The organism is Roseovarius tolerans (genome assembly GCF_028885395.1).
Lineage (GTDB): Bacteria > Pseudomonadota > Alphaproteobacteria > Rhodobacterales > Rhodobacteraceae > Roseovarius > Roseovarius tolerans.
Genome location: NZ_CP118494.1, coordinates 1,351,187 through 1,367,098, shown reverse-complemented (window position 1 = coordinate 1,367,098; position 15,912 = coordinate 1,351,187). Strand labels below are relative to the sequence as shown.

Here is a 15,912-nt window from a genome sequence, read left to right as displayed (position 1 = left end):
GTGGCCGGGGTGAGGATTTGAGTATTTATGGCAAGATGAAGCCATCATTCGCCTCTGGGAAAACGTTGGTTTTCCTCCACGACATTGAGATCCATGTGGTTGCGCATGTAGCGCTCGGACGCCTGTTGCAGCGGCTGGTAATCCCAGGGGTAATAGCCGCCCTGGCGCAGGGCCTCGTAGACCACCCAGCGGCGGGCCTGGCTCTCGCGGACCTGGGCATCGAAGGCATCGAGATCCCAGCGCGCGGCGGCCTTGACCTGCAACTGCGCCAGCGTCCCGGCATGGGCGGGGTCATCTGCGAGATTGGTCAATTCATGCGGATCGGCCTCCAGATCGAAAAGCTGATCGGGGTCAAGCACGCAGCGGGTGTATTTCCACTTGCCATAGCGCAGCGAGACAAGCGGCGCATAGGACGCCTCGGCGGCGTATTCCATCGCCACCGGCGCGTCGCGGCGCGCGCCCTGCCCCAGCGGCACGAGGCTCTGGCCTTCGGTCCAGGGCATGACCTCGGACATGTCGGCCCCCGCCAGATCGCACAGCGTGGGGCAGACGTCGATATTGCTCACCGGGTCGGTCACAAGGCCCGGCGTCATGTCCGGGGCGCTGATCATCAGCGGCACGCGCGCCGACCCCTCATAGAAGGACATCTTGAACCACAGGCCACGCTCACCCAGCATGTCGCCGTGATCCGACACAAACAGGATCACCGCCTCCTGCCGGGTGGCCTCCAGCGCCTCCATCACCTCGCCGATCTTGTCGTCGAGATAAGAGATATTGGCGAAATAGGCGCGGCGGGAGCGGCGGATATCCTCTTGCGAGATGTCAAACGAGCGCCAGTCATTGGCATCGAAGATACGCTTGGAATGCGCGTCGTGATCCTCGTAATCCATCGCCGGAACCTGCGGCAGAAGATGCTCGCACTCCTCGTAGAGATCCCAGTACTTGCGCCGCGCCACATACGGATCATGCGGATGGGTGAAACTGACCGTCAGGCACCAAGGCCGCGCGTCTTTCCCGCGTGCGAGGTCGTAGACCTTGGCGCGCGCGTCGTAGGCCACCTCGTCATCGTATTCCATCTGGTTGGAAATCTCGGCGACGCCGCTGCCGGTGACCGAGCCAAGATTGTGATACCACCAGTCGATCCGCTCGCCGGGCTTGCGGTAATCCGGCGTCCAGCCGAAATCGGCGGGGTAGATATCGGTGGTCAGCCGCTCCTCGAAGCCGTGCAGCTGATCGGGGCCGACGAAATGCATCTTTCCGCTCAGGCAGGTCTGATAGCCCGCGCGGCGCAGGTGGTGCGCATAGGTGGGAATATCCGCCGAGAACTCGGCGGCATTGTCATAGACGCGGCTGCGCGACGGCAGCAGGCCGGACATGAAACTCGCCCGCCCCGGCGCGCAGAGCGGGCTTGCCGTGTAGGCATTGGCAAAGCGGGTGGAGCGCGCCGCCAGACGTTTGAGGTTGGGCGCGTGCAGCCAGTCCGCGGGGCCGTCGGGAAACAGCGTGCCGTTGAGCTGATCGACCATGAAAATCAGGATGTTCGGGGTGGTCATGTCGGCTCCTTGGATTGCTGGAGAGAGGTGTCGAGATAGCGCAGCAGCACGTCGATGGCGGGCCCCGGTGCGGTTTCACCCTCGCCGAGCGCCTGCCGGATATAGAGCCCGTCGATCATCGCGGCCAAGCCGCGCGTCAGGGTCTGCGCCTCGGTCTGCGTGATCTGGCGAAACGCGTGATAGAGGTTCGAGCGCAACCGCCGCTGATAGATATGCAAGAGCCGCCGGGCGTCGTCAGAGCGCTGCGCCTGCACGTAGAAATTGAGCCACGCCGAGACCATCTCGGGCCGGAACTGCGCCGGGGTGAAACTGGCGCGGATGATCGCCTCGACCCGCTCTCGCGGGGTCGTGGCCATGATCAGCGCGCCGCGCACCTCGGCCCCGTAGAGCGTCAGGATATGGCGCATCGCGGCCACGAAAATCTGCTCCTTGGAGCCGAAATAGTGATGCGCCAAGGCCGAGGACATGCCCGCCCGCTTGGCGATCTGCGCCACGGTCACATCGAGCGAACCGCGCGCGCCGATCTCGTGGATCGTCGCCTCGACCAGCGCGCTGCGCCTGATGGGCTCCATTCCGATCTTGGGCATTCGCCCCTCCGCTTGCGTGCTTGCCTGACCGGCGTAATCGTGTTTAATTGACTCGTCAATCAAGAAAACAAGGGGACGCACCGACCGACAGGGACAGATAACGACGTTGTATTTCACTGCGCCGTCATATTAGCCTATTCTTATCGCAACTGACCGCCGCGGCGCGTGGGCCACCCGGCCGACCGCCCGCAGAGCAAGGTCAGGATGAATAACTCGAAGGGAGACCACCAAGATGACCATCCTCAATTCCGGCCGAATGAATCGTCGCGGCTTCATGGCCACGACCGCCGGTGCGGCACTTGTCGCGGGCCTGCCGCTGAGCGCGCGCGCCCAGCCCAAGCGCGGCGGCCACCTGCGCGCCGCCATCGGCCACGGCCAAACCACCGACACGCTGAACCCGGCGACCTATGAAAACAGCTTTACCACCTCGATGTCCTTCGCCATTCATGGCCGCCTGACAGAGGTCGCCGCCGACGGCTCGCTCAAGCCCGAACTGGCCGAAAGCTGGGAGGCCTCCGACGATGCCTCGGTCTGGCGCTTCAAGATCCGCAAGGGGGTGACGTTCCACTCCGGCAAGGAACTCGATCTCGCCGATGTGGTCAATTCGCTCAACCATCACCGGGGCGAAGATTCGACCTCGGCCGCCGGGCCGATCGTGGCGCCCATTCAGGACATCGCAACCGAGGGCGATGACACCGTCGTCTTTACCCTCGACGGCGGCAATGCCGACTTTCCGTTCATCCTCAGCGACTATCACCTGGTGATCTGCAAGGCCGATGGCGACGGCATCGACTGGCGCTCTGGCGATGGCTGCGGCAGCTACAAGCTCAAGGATTTCAGCCCGGGTGTATCCTTCGCAGTGGAACGCCACGAGGGCCACTGGCGCGATGACGTGGCCTGGTTCGACAGCGCCGAGGTTCTGGCCGTGGTCGATCAGAACGCCCGCACATCCGCGCTCGTCTCGGGCGATGTGGACGTGGCCGACCGGCTCGACCTCAAGACCGTGGGCCTGTTGGCGCGCCGCCCCGACATCCAGATCAACTCGGTCGCGGGCACGCAGCACTACACCTTCGCGATGGACACCCGCGCCGCCCCCTATGATGACGTCAACATCCGGCTCGCGCTGAAATACGGCATCAACCGTCAGGAACTGGTCGACAAGATCCTGTTCGGCTACGGCTCGGTCGGCAATGACCACCCGATCGGTCAGGGCCAGCGCTTTTACAATACCGAGCTGGAGCAGAAGGCCTACGATCCCGACAAGGCGAAATATCACCTCAAGCAGGCCGGGGTCGACAGCGTCGATGTCTCGCTTTCGGCGGCCGATGCGGCTTTTGTGGGGGCCGTGGACGCGGCCGTGCTCTATCAAAGCTCCGCCTCCGAGGCGGGCATCAACCTCACGCCGGTGCGCGAGCCGAATGACGGCTATTGGTCCGACGTCTGGATGAAAAAGCCGTTCTGCGCCGTCTACTGGTCGGGCCGCTCGGTCGAGGACCAGATGTTCTCGACCGCCTATAAATGCGGCGCGTCGTGGAATGACAGCTTCTGGTGCAACGACCGCTTCGACGAGCTGATGCTCAAGGCACGCTCGGAACTCGACGAGGACAAGCGCCGCGAGATGTATTTCGAGATGCAGGCCCTGGTCAGCAACGAGGGCGGCGTCATCGTCCCGATGTTCGCCAATTACGTCTTCGGCAACTCTACCAAGGTCGGGCATTCCGACGTGATGGGCTCCAACTGGGATGTCGACGGCCAGCGCTGGATCGAGCGCTGGTGGATGGCCTAACCCTGACCGCCTGACAGACATGCGAGGGCCCGGGGGTAGCAACCTCCGGGCCCTTGGCCAAGCGGGCCATGCGCCCGCACCACCGATAACGGGAGAGACATGATGACCCTCAAGACCACCCTTTCCGCCCTCGCGCTCGCCACCGCCGCAGGCCCCGCGCTTGCCAATTGCGAGAGCGTCACCTTCTCCGACGTGGGCTGGACCGACATCACCGCCACCACCGCCGCCACCACCGTGGTGCTGGAGGCTCTGGGCTATGAGACCGAGACCAAGGTGCTGTCGGTGCCGGTCACCTATACCTCGCTCGCCGCCGGCGATATCGACGTGTTCCTGGGCAACTGGATGCCCACGATGGAGGGCGATATCGCCCCCTACCGCGAGGCCGGCACCGTGGATACCGTGCGCGCCAACCTCGAAGGCGCGAAATACACGCTTGCGACGAACGCCGCCGGGGCCGACCTCGGCATCACCTCCTTCGGCACCATCGCCGAGCATGCCGACGCGCTCGACGAGACGATCTACGGCATCGAGCCCGGCAATGACGGCAACCGCCTGATCCTCGACATGATCGAGGCCGATGCCTTTGGACTCTCGGACTTCGACGTCAAGGAAAGCTCCGAGCAGGGCATGCTGGCGCAGGTCAGCCGCGCCGACCGCCGTGAAGAGCCGATCGTGTTTCTCGGCTGGGAGCCGCACCCGATGAACGCCAATCACGACATGACCTACCTGACCGGCGGCGACGACTGGTTCGGCCCCGATCTGGGGGGTGCCACGGTCTATACCAACACCCGCGCGGGCTATGTCGGGGAATGCCCGAACGTCGGCAAGCTGCTGGAGAACCTTGCGTTCACGCTTGCCATGGAGAACGAGATCATGGCCGCGATCCTTGACGATGGCACCGACCCCGAAGAGGCGGCCACCGCATGGCTCAAGTCCAATCCCGGTGTGCTCGACGGCTGGCTCGACGGCGTCACCACCCAAAGTGGCGACGACGCGATGGCGGCGGTCAAATCCGCCCTCGACATGTAACGCACCTCCCCGCGCCGCCCGGCCCGACCTTGGGCGGCGCGTCTTTCGTTCTTTCAAAAATTCAATAGTCGAGGCTTTTCCATGGAGTGGCTGAGCGATCACAAGATCCCCGTGGGGACATGGGCCGAGGATTTCTTTCTCTGGCTTCAGGACAATGCCGCCGGGTTTTTCGATGCGCTGGCCGTGCTCATGGAAACGCTGATCGACGCGTTCCTCTGGGTCCTGCAATCCCCGCATCCGCTGGTGATCATCGCGGTGTTCGTCGGCCTCACATGGGCGCTTCAGCGCAACTGGAAGACCTGCCTTTTCGTGGCCCTCGGCTTTCTCTTCATCCTCAATCAGGGCTATTGGGAGGAAACCACCGAAAGCCTCACGCTGGTGCTCTCGTCCTGCATCTTCTGCATGGCCATGGGCGTGCCCATCGGCATCGCCGCCGCCCACCGGCCCCGGCTCTATGACGGGATGCGCCCGGTGCTTGATCTCATGCAGACGCTGCCGCCTTTTGTCTATCTGATCCCGGCCATCGTGTTCTTCGGCATCGGCATGGTGCCGGGGCTGATTGCCACGGTGATCTTCGTGGTCCCCGCCCCCATCCGCCTGACGCATCTGGGCATCTCCAATACGCCGCAGCCGCTGCTGGAGGCGGCACAGGCGTTTGGTGCCACCAATCGGCAAACCCTGTGGAAGGTGGAGTTGCCCTACGCCCTGCCGCAGATCATGGCGGGGCTCAACCAGACCATCATGCTGTCGCTCTCGATGGTGGTGATCGGCGCGCTGGTGGGCGCGGACGGTCTCGGCGTGCCGGTGCTGCGGGCGATCAACACCGTGAATATCGCGCTCGGGTTCGAGTCGGGCCTGATGATCGTCGTCGTCGCCATCGTGCTCGACCGGATGCTGCGCATGGAGGGCCGCAAATGACCGAGGCCAGCGTCCATTTCAAATCCGTCTCCATCGTCTTCGGCGACGCGCCCGAGACCGCCCTGCCGCTGATGGACGCCGGACAATCGCGCCCCGAGATCCAGCACGCCACGGGTCAGGTTCTGGGCGTGCATGACTGCGATCTGTCGGTGGCCCCCGGTGAGATCCTCGTGCTGATGGGCCTGTCGGGCTCGGGCAAGTCCACGCTGCTGCGCGCTGTCAACGGGCTCAATCCGGTGGCGCGCGGCACGGTCGAGGTGCATGACGGCACGCAGATGGTTGACGTGACCCATGCCAACGCCCCCACCCTGCGACGCTTGCGGCAGCATCATATCGCCATGGTGTTCCAGCAATTCGGCCTTCTACCCTGGCGCACGGTGGCCGAGAATGTGGGGCTTGGCCTCGAACTCGCGGGCATCCCCAAGGACGAGCGCGCACGGCGGGTCACCGACCAGCTTGCCCTCGTCAATCTGTCTGACTGGGCCGACCGCAAGGTGGGCGAATTGTCGGGCGGCATGCAGCAACGCGTGGGCCTTGCCCGCGCCTTCGCCACAGACGCGCCGATCTTGCTGATGGACGAGCCGTTCTCGGCGCTCGATCCGCTGATCCGCAACCACTTGCAGGACGAACTCATCGACCTGCAAAAGAAGCTGGGGCGCACGATCATCTTCGTCAGTCACGACCTCGACGAGGCGTTCAAGCTGGGCGACCGCATCGCCATCATGGAAGGCGGGCGCATCGTGCAATGCGGCACCCCGCAAGAGATCTTCACCAATCCGGCGACCGAGTATGTGGCCGAATTCGTGGCCCATATGAACCCGTTGGGCGTGCTCTGCGCGCGCGACGTGATGGAGGCGGCCACCGGCACGCCCACCTCAACGGTGCCGCCCGATGCGACCATTCAGCAGGTGATGGAACAGGCGCAGGGGCACGACACGCCGGTGGGCGTCGAGGAGAACGGCAAACTGCTCGGCCAGATCACCCGCAACCGCATCCTCGCCAAGCTGCTCGACCCGCGCGGCTGAGGCACCGGGATCGTTGGGCATGGCCTTGTGCTATCGTTGTCATCATGAGCCGCGCGTCGTCGTGCCGCGGTGTGGTGATCGGTCGTCAGTTTGGCAGTGCTTTATGCCAGCCAAGTCCGAAAAAGAATAGATCGCAGAGCAGGTTGCAGCCAAATCGCCGCGCCGGGGGGCGGCACGGCGATGCGCGGCGGGCTTCGCCCTTGATTCCGCGCAGGTTCTTCAATCTGATGTTGGCTCCAAGCCAAACGCACCCCCCTCAATTCGCCATCAGGGCCGGCAGGATCGTCACGATATCCGGGAAGAACCACAGGATCGCCAGCCCCGCCACCTGAATGAGCACGAACGGCAACACTCCGCGATAGATATGCCCCGTCGTCACCTCCTTCGGCGCGACCCCCCGCAGATAGAACAGCGCAAACCCGAAGGGTGGCGTCAGGAACGACGTCTGCAGGTTCACCGCAATCATGATCGTCACCCATTTGGGATCGAAACTGCCGCCATAGATCACCGGCCCGACAATCGGGATCACGATATAGATGATCTCCAGGAAATCGAGAACGAAGCCGAGGATGAACAGCACCAGCATCACGATCAGGAAGACCTTGAACTCGTTATCGAAGCTCTTGAGGAATTCCTGAATGTAATGCTCGCCGCCAAAGCTGATCACCACGAGGTTCAACAGTTGCGAGCCGATCAGGATGGTGAACACCATGCTCGTGACCTTGGCGGTCTCGCGCACCACCGGGGTCAGCACCCCGCCGGTGAACAGCACCCAGCAGGCAAAGAGCAGGCCAAAGGCGGCATAGAGATAGGCCGCATAGGCCGCAAGGAACGCCACCCAGTTCTCGAAACTGACCACCTCGTTGTTGATCCGCAGGTCGAAATTGATGCCGATCAGGATGGCCACCACCACGGCAAGCGTGGAAAACAGGATGATCCGGGGCGACCGGTCCTGATCGCGCAGCTTGCGATAGGCCGCCAGCATGATCGCGCCGCCCGCCCCCAGCGCCGCCGCCGGTGTCGGATTGGTGATCCCGCCGAGGATCGAGCCCAGCACCGCCACGATCAGCACCAGCGGCGGAAAGACCACGCGAATGAGCTCGTTCTGCGCCATCCGCCCGGCGCCATGGGCACAGCCATAAAGCGCCAGCGCCAGCGGCAGCGCGAGGATCAGCACCGTCACCCCCGGCGATGTTGTCGGCGCGATAAGCACGATATCCGCCAGAAGGCCCAGCACGATGCCCAGCCCCCCGATCAACAGCGGCGCGGGATTGGCCGACGGGGCCACCCCGCGCGCAATCGCCAGCGTCAGGCCCAGCATGACCATGATCGTCGCCACGCCGGTCCCGATGGGGGCCGCATCGGCGATCTTGTCAATGCGCAGCTGCTCGATCTCTTCGGGGCTCAGACGCATGCTCTGCTCGACGCCGCCCGCCTCATCTATCGCCTCCTGCTCGGCCACGGCCGCATCCCAGGCCGATTGCCCGTGCAACTCGATCATCGAGGCCTGGCACTCGGGGCTCACATTGGTGCGCAGGGACGCCGTTTCGCCCATGTCGGTAAAGCTGTCGATGGTCAGGTTCTGCGTGCCCACCATGCCCAATGTGGACAAAAGCATCGTGCCCGCGATCAGCGCCACCGGCACGCCGAGGAACCAGGTAAAGCCCTCGCCGCGCGTGATCACCTCGCCGCCGGTGCCACCGCCCAGCTGCACCGCCGGGGCCTTCGACGGATTCACCAGCGCATAGCCAAAGGCATAGAGCGCATAAAGCAACGACAGCAGGATGCCCGGCAAGAGCGCCGCCTGAAACAGCGTGCCCACCGACACCACCGCAGGCTCGCCCAGAAAGGTCAGCGCATCCGAACACCCGGCGGCAATCGCCCGGTTGTCCTGCGCCACGGAATAGAGATCCCCCGCCAGCGTGCCGAGCAGAACGATCACGATCGAGGGCGGAATGATCTGCCCCAGCGTGCCCGAGGCCGCGATCACCCCGGTGGCGATCTGCGGGGAATAGCCTGCGCGCAGCATCGTGGGCAGGCTCAGCAGGCCCATCGTCACCACGGTTGCGCCGACGATGCCCGTGGAGGCGGCAAGGAAGGTGCCCACCACCACCACCGACACGGCCAGACCGCCGGGCAGCGGGCCGAACACCTTGGCCATCGTGGTCAGCAGGTCATTGGCGATCTTCGAGCGTTCCAGCGTGATCCCCATCATCACGAACATCAGCACCGCCAGCAGCGTCTCGATCGCCGCCCCGGCCAGCACCCGCTCGTTGATGCGGTTGACGATGAACGACACGTTGCGATCCAGCGCCACCTCCCAGCCCCGGTCAAACACCGGCTGCGCCATTCGTGGCAGATCCGGATACCGGAAGATCGAGATCGCATCGGGCCGCACCCCGCTCGCCACCACTGCGTCATAGGCCGCACTGCCGGTGTCGATCGCCTGATGGATCAGCAATCCCGCACTGTCCAGCCCGGCGATGATCGCGAACGACACCACCCCCGCCCCGCCGATGGCAAAGGCCACCGGAAAGCCCGACAGGATGCCGCCGAAGAGGCACATAAAGACGATGATCAGGCCGATCTCGACGCCATCAAGTCCGAATAGCATGTCCCAAAGTCCCCTTAATGCGTGCCTTCATAGGCTTCTTCGCCCGCGCCCAGCGTGTCGCGGTCGAGATGTTTGTTCAGGCTCTCGGGCCCTTCCTTCCATTCCAGCCAAGAACGCCAGAAGAACGCGCAGGCCTGCAGAAAGATCATGCCCGCAAAGGCCACGAGCAGGACCTTGAACAGGAAATAGCCGTTGAACCCGTTGGGGCTGAACCCGATGGTCTCGACATTCCAGCGCACCGCCCGCGCCTTGAGGATCAGCCGGTCCAGCGTGTCCGACGCCGAGGGTTTCGGCGTGATCAGGTGCCGCCACATGAAATACCAGCCATACATCCATGTCAGCACCGCCATCGGCATCATGAAGACCAGCGAGCCGAACATGTCGATCACCTTCTTGGTGCCGTGCCGCACCGGCGCATAGAACAGATCGACCCGCACATGGTTGCCCTGAACGAAGGTGTAGGTGCAGCACAGCGCCACGATCATCGCGTTATAGAGCTTGAGCTCCTCGGCCCACCAGCTGATGTCGAATTGCAGCGGGATGCCAAAGCCCAGAACGATATCGGGCCGGGCAAAGATGCGTTGAATGAAGACGATGATGATCTGCTGGATCACCATGATCAGCCCGGCCCAGGCGAAAAAGCGCCCCACCGTGTTGGCAAAGCCTTCCAGCCCGCGCACGCAGCCCCATAGAAAGCTGTGCTTCCACATGCCGATCCCGGTGATCACCAGAAAGGCGGTTAAGGCGACAAAGAAGAACTCCACCGACCCGCCGTAATAGACGAACCGCATGATCGCTTCCTTGTTCGACCAGTCGAGCCACAGGCCCGGATGGGTCAGCGCATAGCCAAGGTTGTAAAAGGCCATGGCGATATTCTGGATCAGCCAGAGAACAGCGTCGAGCATCTCTCCCCCTCACACGCGCGGCCTCTGACGGGTCGCAACGCCCCCTGTTGGGTAAAGTGGCAGGCCCCGGAGATGCCGGGGCCTGCCTGTCATGGTGCGTTAGTGGCGCGGATCAGCCCAGAACCCGGTCGCGCTGCGCGGTATAGGCGCCGTCGGATTTCTGGATCCACGACGACGAAGAGGCCATCGACGCCATGTAGCTGTCATGGACGCGCTTGTAGATGTCGTCGCCCATGTTTTCCTGATGCACGGCGTCCGAGGCTTCGCCGAAGGCATCCCACACGCTGTCGGGGAACTGCATCGTCTTGACACCGGCCGATTGCAGACGCTGCAGCGCCGCACCGTTGTTGGACAGGAACTGTGCGAGGTTCCACTGATGCGCCTCGGCACAGCCGATCTCAACCATCTTCTGCTGCGCCGGCGTCAGTTCGTTAAACACGTCGCGGTTCATGCCGATCGACAGACCCGCACCCGGCTCGTGGAACCCGGCGGTGTAATAGGTCTTGGTGATTTCCTGGAACCCGGCCTTTTCGTCCGCCCAGGGGCCGATCCACTCGGTGCCGTCGATGGCCCCCGAAGCCAGCGCCTGATACACTTCCGACCCGGGCAGGTTCTGCACCGATGCGCCCAGCTTGCCCAGCGCCAGACCGCCCAGGCCCGGCATCCGGAACTTCAGACCGTTGAAATCCTCGGGCCCGTTGATCTCTTTCGAGAACCAGCCACCGGCCTGCGCGCCGGTATTGCCCGCGAGGAAGGATTTCAGGCCGAAAATCTCGCCGAGCTCATCGTGGAACGCCGCGCCCTCACCGTGGTAATACCAGTTCACCAGTTCCTGCGCGGTCATCCCGAACGGCACCGAGGTAAAGAACGCATAGGCCGGGTGCTGACCCACGAAATAATAATCCGCCCCGTGATAGAGATCGGCCTGACCGGCGGTGACGGCGTCGAACACCTCGAAGGCGCCGACCAGTTCACCGGCACCCTTGACCTCGATGGTCAATGCGCCATCGGCCATGCCGTTGATGTTGTCGGCGGCGCGCTGTGCGGCGTCGAACACACCGGCCAGACCCCGGCCCCATGTGGTGACCATGGTCAGCGTGCGATTGCCTTGCGCATAGGCCGGTGCGGCCAGTGACGTGACGGCGGCGGCAGAGCCACCCAGAGCAGTATTTTTCAGAAAAGAACGACGATCCATTATTGGTTTTCCTCCCCATTATGAAAGATGCCGCCCTCGCTCCGGCGGCACCCGGACCCTCTAAAGTGCGCTGACCTTAGACAGCGCTTCAATGTCTGCAAATACCTAGTACTGCGTAGAGGACACATTTTCCCGGTAAATTCTTCGCGCGTTGCGCGTGCCGCACCCGCAATCACCCGATTGGCGCTTGATCAGGCCGCACCACGGGTGTTGAACAGGTCCATGAAGCCCAAGATCCTCAGCACCCTGCCCGGCTATACCGCCGCGATGCTGCGCACCGATGTGCTGGCCGGGATCACCGTCGCGATGGTGGCGCTGCCGCTCAGCATCGCCATCGCCATCGCCTCGGGCGCAGACCCCGCCACCGGGCTGACCACGGCGATCATCGGCGGGTTCCTGATTTCGGCACTCGGCGGCAGCCGGGTGCAGATCGGCGGGCCAACGGGGGCGTTCATCGTCGTGGTCTACGGCGTCATCGCCGAACACGGCCATGACGGGCTTGTCCTCGCCACGCTGATGGCGGGGGCGATCCTGCTGATCGCGGGCGCGCTGCGCGCAGGCAGCCTCGTGCGGCACATACCAGAGCCGGTGATCCACGGCTTTACCATCGGCATCGCGATCATCATCGCCACCAGCCAGATCCGCGACCTGCTCGGCCTGAGCACCGAGGACCTGCCGGGCGAGTTCCTCGACAAGGTCGCGGTCCTCTGGCAGGCCCGCGACACGCTGAGCGCCCCGGCACTGTCGATCGGCCTCGGCACCATGATCCTGATCGTCGCTCTGCGTCGCGCCGCGCCGCGCTATCCCGGCCTCATCGTGGCGGTCGGTGCCGCCTCGGCGGCGGTGGCGCTTTGGCACCTGCCGGTGGACACGCTCGGCGCGCGCTACGGCGCGCTGCCCGCAACCCTGCCCATGCCCGCCCTGCCCGATCTCAGCCTCGCGCGGCTGACCGATCTTCTACCCTCCGCCCTTGTGATCGCCTTCCTCGCAGGCGTTGAATCGCTGCTGTCGGCCTCGGTCGCCGACCGGATGATCGGCGGCAAATACCGCCCCAATGCCGAGGTGATCGCAGGCGGCGCGGCCAATATCGGCGCGGCGCTCTTCGGCGGGCTGCCCGCCACCGGGGCCATCGCGCGCACCGCAACCAATGTGCGCGCAGGCGGGCTCACACCCGTGGCGGGCATGGTGCACGCGCTCACCATTCTGATCGTGATGCTGCTGGCGGCCCCGCTCGCGGGCTATCTGGCGATGCCCGCGCTTGCGGGCCTGCTGATCCTGACCGCGTGGAACATGGCAGAGCCGCAGAAATGGCGCGGCTACATGGCCCTGCCCCGCGCCGATCTGGCGCTCCTGCTGCTCACCCTCATCCTGACCGTGCTGGCGGATCTGACCGTGGCCATCGGCACTGGCGTGGCGCTCGGCCTCGCGCTGCGGCTGCGGCGGCGCAACGTGCCGCCCGCCGACTGGGACACGCCCGACCGGTGAGGCGCGAAATACTGGATATCGCGCGGGTTTCGCCGTATCGCTGAACCATGAGACAGCTCATCTCCCGCCTGCGCCTCAATTACGGGCAAAAGCTTTTCCTGATCGCGACGCTGCCACTGATCCTAACGGCGGTGGCAATCTCGGTCGTGGTGACGCTGCAATCGCGGCAACTGGCGGAACGCGAGATCGAGACGCTGGAGGCGCAGCTGATCGAGGCCAAGCGTGCGGAGCTCAAGAATTACCTCTCCATCGCGCGCACCGCCTTCGTGAATATCTACGGCCGCGCCGCCCCCAATGACGACCGCGCCAAGCTGCTGGTCACACAGATCCTCGCGGGCATGCTCTACGGGCAGGACGGCTATTTCTTCGTCTACGATTACGAGGGCACGAACCTCGTCAGCCCGCGCCGCACCGAGCTCATCGGGCGCAACTGGACCGGGCTGGAAGATCCCTCGGGCCGCCCCGTCACCGACGAACTCATTCGGCTGGCGCGCTCGGGCGGCGGCTATCACAGCTATGAATGGCCCAAACCCTCGACCGGCGAACGCGCACAGATGGTGGCCTATGTGGCGGGGCTTCAGGATTGGCGATGGGCCATCGGCACCGGCGTCTTCATCGACGACGTGGTCGCCACCGTCGCCAAGTCGCGAGAAAAGGTCGAGGCCCGGGTCGAACGCACCTTTCTCTATATCGGGGCGGCGATGCTGGCGGCGCTGCTTTTCGTCTTCGTCTCGGGGCTCTTCATCAATATCCGCGAACGCCGCCTCGCCGATGCCAAGCTCAAGCGGCTGACCCAGAGGGTGTTCGACGCGCAGGAAGAGGAACGCGGCCGTGTCGCGCGCGAATTGCATGACGGGATCAGCCAGATCCTCGTCGGCGTGCGCTACGCGCTCGACACCGCCAAGCGGCGGCTGGCGGCGGGCGACGCGCGCGCCGCCGACACGCTGGAGCGTGGCATCACCCACCTCTCGGGCGCCATCCAGGAGGTGCGCCGCATCAGCCGCGACCTGCGCCCCGGCGTGCTCGACGATCTCGGGCTGGGTCCCGCGATCAAGGCGCTGGCCGAGGATTTCGGCAAACGCACCGGCATCGAGACCGAGTTCACCACCGTGGTCTTTCGCAACCGGCTCGATGACGAGGCCAAGATCGCGCTCTACCGCGTCGCACAAGAGGCGCTCACCAATATCGAGCGCCATTCCGGCGCGACCCATGTGGCGATTGACGTGCGCGGCCACCTCAACGGGGCCACCCTGCGGATCACCGACAACGGCTGCGGCCTCGACGAGGCACAGGCCCGGCAGGGCGGCAGCAGCGGCCTCGGGCTGCGCAACATGCAGGAACGCATCGACCAGCTTGACGGCACGCTGCGCATCACCTCCTCGAAATCGGGCACCGGAATCGAGGCCTCGGTCCCGCTGACCCACGAGATATGGGCAAAAGTTGGTGATGCCTGATCAGGCGGCAGTTTGAAGTTGGCGGATCCCATCGCGGAACTCAACCCCCTGGATGATCTCGGGCAGGCGGTTCTGTCCGTCGAGTTTGCGCCATTTCTTCTGCGCTGACATCATCAGCTTGAAGGCCATGGCCAGCCCGGTCTTGCGGCTGAGGCATCCTTTGGTGCGTTTCGTGCGGTGCCGGACCGTGGCGAAAGTGCTTTCGATCGGGTTTGACGTTCGGATGTGTTTCCACTGTTCCGCCGGATAGTCGTAGAAGGTCAGCAGCGCATCCCGGTCCTTGACCAGCTTGGCGACCGCCTTGTCCCATTTCACGCCGTAGGTTTCGACGAAAAAATCGAAGGCTGCGTTGGCCTTGGCTTTTGTCTCTGCCTGCCAGATGTCGTGCAGATGACCCTTGGCCTTGGCTTGCACGGATTTCGGCATCGCGTTCAGCACGTTCATGGTCTTGTGGACCCAACAGCGTTGCTCCCGCGTCGTGGCGAACACCTCGCGCAGGGCTGTCCAGAACCCCATGGCACCATCGCCGATAGCCAGCTTTGGATCCTGCTTCAGGCCACGCCGCTTAAGATCAAGCAGAACCTCGCGCCAGCTTTGAGTGCTCTCGCGGAAGCCGTCGGTCATGGCCAGCAGTTCCTTGCGGCCATATTCGTCTGCGCCCACAACCACCAGAACACATTGTTTTTCCTCAGCCATTCGCGGCTTGAAGTAGACTCCGTCTGCCCAGATGTAGAGAAACCGCCGCGAGCCAAGATCGCGTTTCTGCCAAGCCTCGTAGTCCTGCCACCAATCGGCTTTCAGGCGCGTGATGGTCTTGGCGGATAGACCCTTGGCATTCGGGCCCAGCAGCGCTTCAAGTGCCTCGGTAAAATCGCCCGTGGACACGCCCTTGAGGTAAAGCCAAGGCAGCAGTTCTTCGATAGATTTCGCTTTGCGCAGGTAACGTGGCAGGATGCTGGGCGTGAAGGTGATCTTGTCTTCGTAAGCACCCCGATCCCGAACCCGCGGCACCTTCACGGGCACCGGACCAATGCCGGTCATTACCTCGCGCTCAGGCAAGTGACCATGACGGACCAGGCGTGCCCGCCCATCCTCAAGTCTTTCTCCGGAAAAGGCCGCCATGAGTGTGGCCAGCTCGGCGTGGATCGCCTGTTCAATCAGCTTGCGCGCGCCATCGCGGATGACATCCGTGAACGGATCGGCGCTAAATCCCGATGGATCGGGCAGTTGAGTAATGGTAGTCTCTGACATGGGGCATATCCTTTTCTCAGCAGAGAATCGCGGCGTCTGAACACCGCCATGATATGCCGCCCCTCAGGGCGTCACCAACTTTCGCGCCTATCTCCTGACCCACCTGTTGA

The 15,912-nt window shown here is 64.0% G+C and carries 12 protein-coding genes; 6 read left to right on the top strand and 6 right to left on the bottom strand.

The genetic code is table 11. The annotated features are described in order from the left end of the window. Positions 1–44: 44 nt before the first annotated feature. Together betC and betI are read right to left on the bottom strand one after the other, a co-directional pair. The gene (betC, locus tag PVU19_RS06720; protein WP_050661973.1) at positions 45–1,553 is read right to left on the bottom strand and encodes a choline-sulfatase; all 1,509 of its coding nucleotides are present in this window, start codon (positions 1,551–1,553) and stop codon (positions 45–47) included. Continuing rightward, positions 1,550–2,140 carry a transcriptional regulator BetI gene (betI, locus tag PVU19_RS06715; RefSeq protein ID WP_082237453.1) on the bottom strand — a complete coding sequence of 197 codons (591 nt, stop codon included), beginning with the start codon at positions 2,138–2,140 and terminating at the stop codon, positions 1,550–1,552. The genes betC and betI overlap by 4 nt, the downstream gene beginning before the upstream one ends. Before the next feature lie 232 nt (positions 2,141–2,372). Here betI and PVU19_RS06710 point away from each other — a divergent pair, with 232 nt between their 5' ends. The 4 genes from PVU19_RS06710 to choV all read left to right on the top strand — a co-directional run bounded on the left by PVU19_RS06710 (position 2,373) and on the right by choV (position 6,898). Next, a complete protein-coding gene (locus PVU19_RS06710) occupies positions 2,373–3,926 on the top strand; it encodes an ABC transporter substrate-binding protein (RefSeq protein ID WP_050661972.1) in 1,554 nt (517 codons plus the stop codon). A gap of 102 nt (positions 3,927–4,028) precedes the next feature. Then, the gene (gene choX / locus PVU19_RS06705) at positions 4,029–4,955 is read left to right on the top strand and encodes a choline ABC transporter substrate-binding protein (protein WP_050662034.1); all 927 of its coding nucleotides are present in this window, start codon (positions 4,029–4,031) and stop codon (positions 4,953–4,955) included. Positions 4,956–5,036: 81 nt separating this feature from the next. Continuing rightward, positions 5,037–5,873, top strand: a complete 837-nt coding sequence (choW, locus tag PVU19_RS06700) for a choline ABC transporter permease subunit (RefSeq protein ID WP_050661971.1) — start codon at positions 5,037–5,039, stop codon at positions 5,871–5,873. Then, positions 5,870–6,898 (top strand): choline ABC transporter ATP-binding protein, encoded by a 1,029-nt coding sequence (choV, locus tag PVU19_RS06695; protein ID WP_050661970.1) that lies wholly within the window; start codon positions 5,870–5,872, stop codon positions 6,896–6,898. Before choW ends, choV begins: the two co-directional genes overlap by 4 nt. Positions 6,899–7,154: 256 nt before the next feature. On the opposite strand, the gene PVU19_RS06690 is transcribed toward choV, so the two are convergent. The 3 genes from PVU19_RS06690 to PVU19_RS06680 form a co-directional block, all read right to left on the bottom strand. Then, positions 7,155–9,512, bottom strand: a complete 2,358-nt coding sequence (locus PVU19_RS06690; protein WP_050661969.1) for a TRAP transporter large permease — start codon at positions 9,510–9,512, stop codon at positions 7,155–7,157. Positions 9,513–9,526: 14 nt separating this feature from the next. Then, on the bottom strand, positions 9,527–10,417 hold the full coding sequence (locus PVU19_RS06685) for a TRAP transporter small permease subunit (protein ID WP_050661968.1): 891 nt from the start codon (positions 10,415–10,417) through the stop codon (positions 9,527–9,529). Between the two features lie 112 nt (positions 10,418–10,529). Next, the gene (locus PVU19_RS06680) at positions 10,530–11,612 is read right to left on the bottom strand and encodes a TRAP transporter substrate-binding protein (RefSeq protein ID WP_050661967.1); all 1,083 of its coding nucleotides are present in this window, start codon (positions 11,610–11,612) and stop codon (positions 10,530–10,532) included. A gap of 222 nt (positions 11,613–11,834) precedes the next feature. Between PVU19_RS06680 and PVU19_RS06675 the strand changes: the two genes are divergently transcribed. Continuing rightward, entirely contained in the window at positions 11,835–13,097 is a 1,263-nt protein-coding gene (locus tag PVU19_RS06675) for a SulP family inorganic anion transporter (protein WP_050661966.1), read from the top strand. 47 nt (positions 13,098–13,144) lie between these two features. Then, on the top strand, positions 13,145–14,551 hold the full coding sequence (locus PVU19_RS06670) for a cache domain-containing protein (protein WP_274789903.1): 1,407 nt from the start codon (positions 13,145–13,147) through the stop codon (positions 14,549–14,551). Here PVU19_RS06670 and PVU19_RS06665 read toward each other — a convergent pair whose 3' ends face one another. Further along, positions 14,552–15,802, bottom strand: a complete 1,251-nt coding sequence (locus tag PVU19_RS06665; RefSeq protein WP_089280568.1) for an IS256 family transposase — start codon at positions 15,800–15,802, stop codon at positions 14,552–14,554. Positions 15,803–15,912: the final 110 nt, after the last annotated feature.

Excerpts from the sequence above, each read along its gene's own strand:
- choV (WP_050661970.1), top strand. The coding sequence starts at position 5,870 with ATGACCGAGGCCAGCGTCCATTTCAAATCCGTCTCCATCGTCTTCGGC.
- PVU19_RS06665 (WP_089280568.1), bottom strand. The coding sequence starts at position 15,802 with ATGTCAGAGACTACCATTACTCAACTGCCCGATCCATCGGGATTTAGC.
- PVU19_RS06685 (WP_050661968.1), bottom strand. The coding sequence starts at position 10,417 with ATGCTCGACGCTGTTCTCTGGCTGATCCAGAATATCGCCATGGCCTTT.
- choW (WP_050661971.1), top strand. The coding sequence starts at position 5,037 with ATGGAGTGGCTGAGCGATCACAAGATCCCCGTGGGGACATGGGCCGAG.
- PVU19_RS06670 (WP_274789903.1), top strand. The coding sequence starts at position 13,145 with ATGAGACAGCTCATCTCCCGCCTGCGCCTCAATTACGGGCAAAAGCTT.
- PVU19_RS06680 (WP_050661967.1), bottom strand. The coding sequence starts at position 11,612 with ATGGATCGTCGTTCTTTTCTGAAAAATACTGCTCTGGGTGGCTCTGCC.
- betC (WP_050661973.1), bottom strand. The coding sequence starts at position 1,553 with ATGACCACCCCGAACATCCTGATTTTCATGGTCGATCAGCTCAACGGC.
- PVU19_RS06710 (WP_050661972.1), top strand. The coding sequence starts at position 2,373 with ATGACCATCCTCAATTCCGGCCGAATGAATCGTCGCGGCTTCATGGCC.
- betI (WP_082237453.1), bottom strand. The coding sequence starts at position 2,140 with ATGCCCAAGATCGGAATGGAGCCCATCAGGCGCAGCGCGCTGGTCGAG.
- choX (WP_050662034.1), top strand. The coding sequence starts at position 4,029 with ATGACCCTCAAGACCACCCTTTCCGCCCTCGCGCTCGCCACCGCCGCA.
- PVU19_RS06690 (WP_050661969.1), bottom strand. The coding sequence starts at position 9,512 with ATGCTATTCGGACTTGATGGCGTCGAGATCGGCCTGATCATCGTCTTT.
- PVU19_RS06675 (WP_050661966.1), top strand. The coding sequence starts at position 11,835 with ATGAAGCCCAAGATCCTCAGCACCCTGCCCGGCTATACCGCCGCGATG.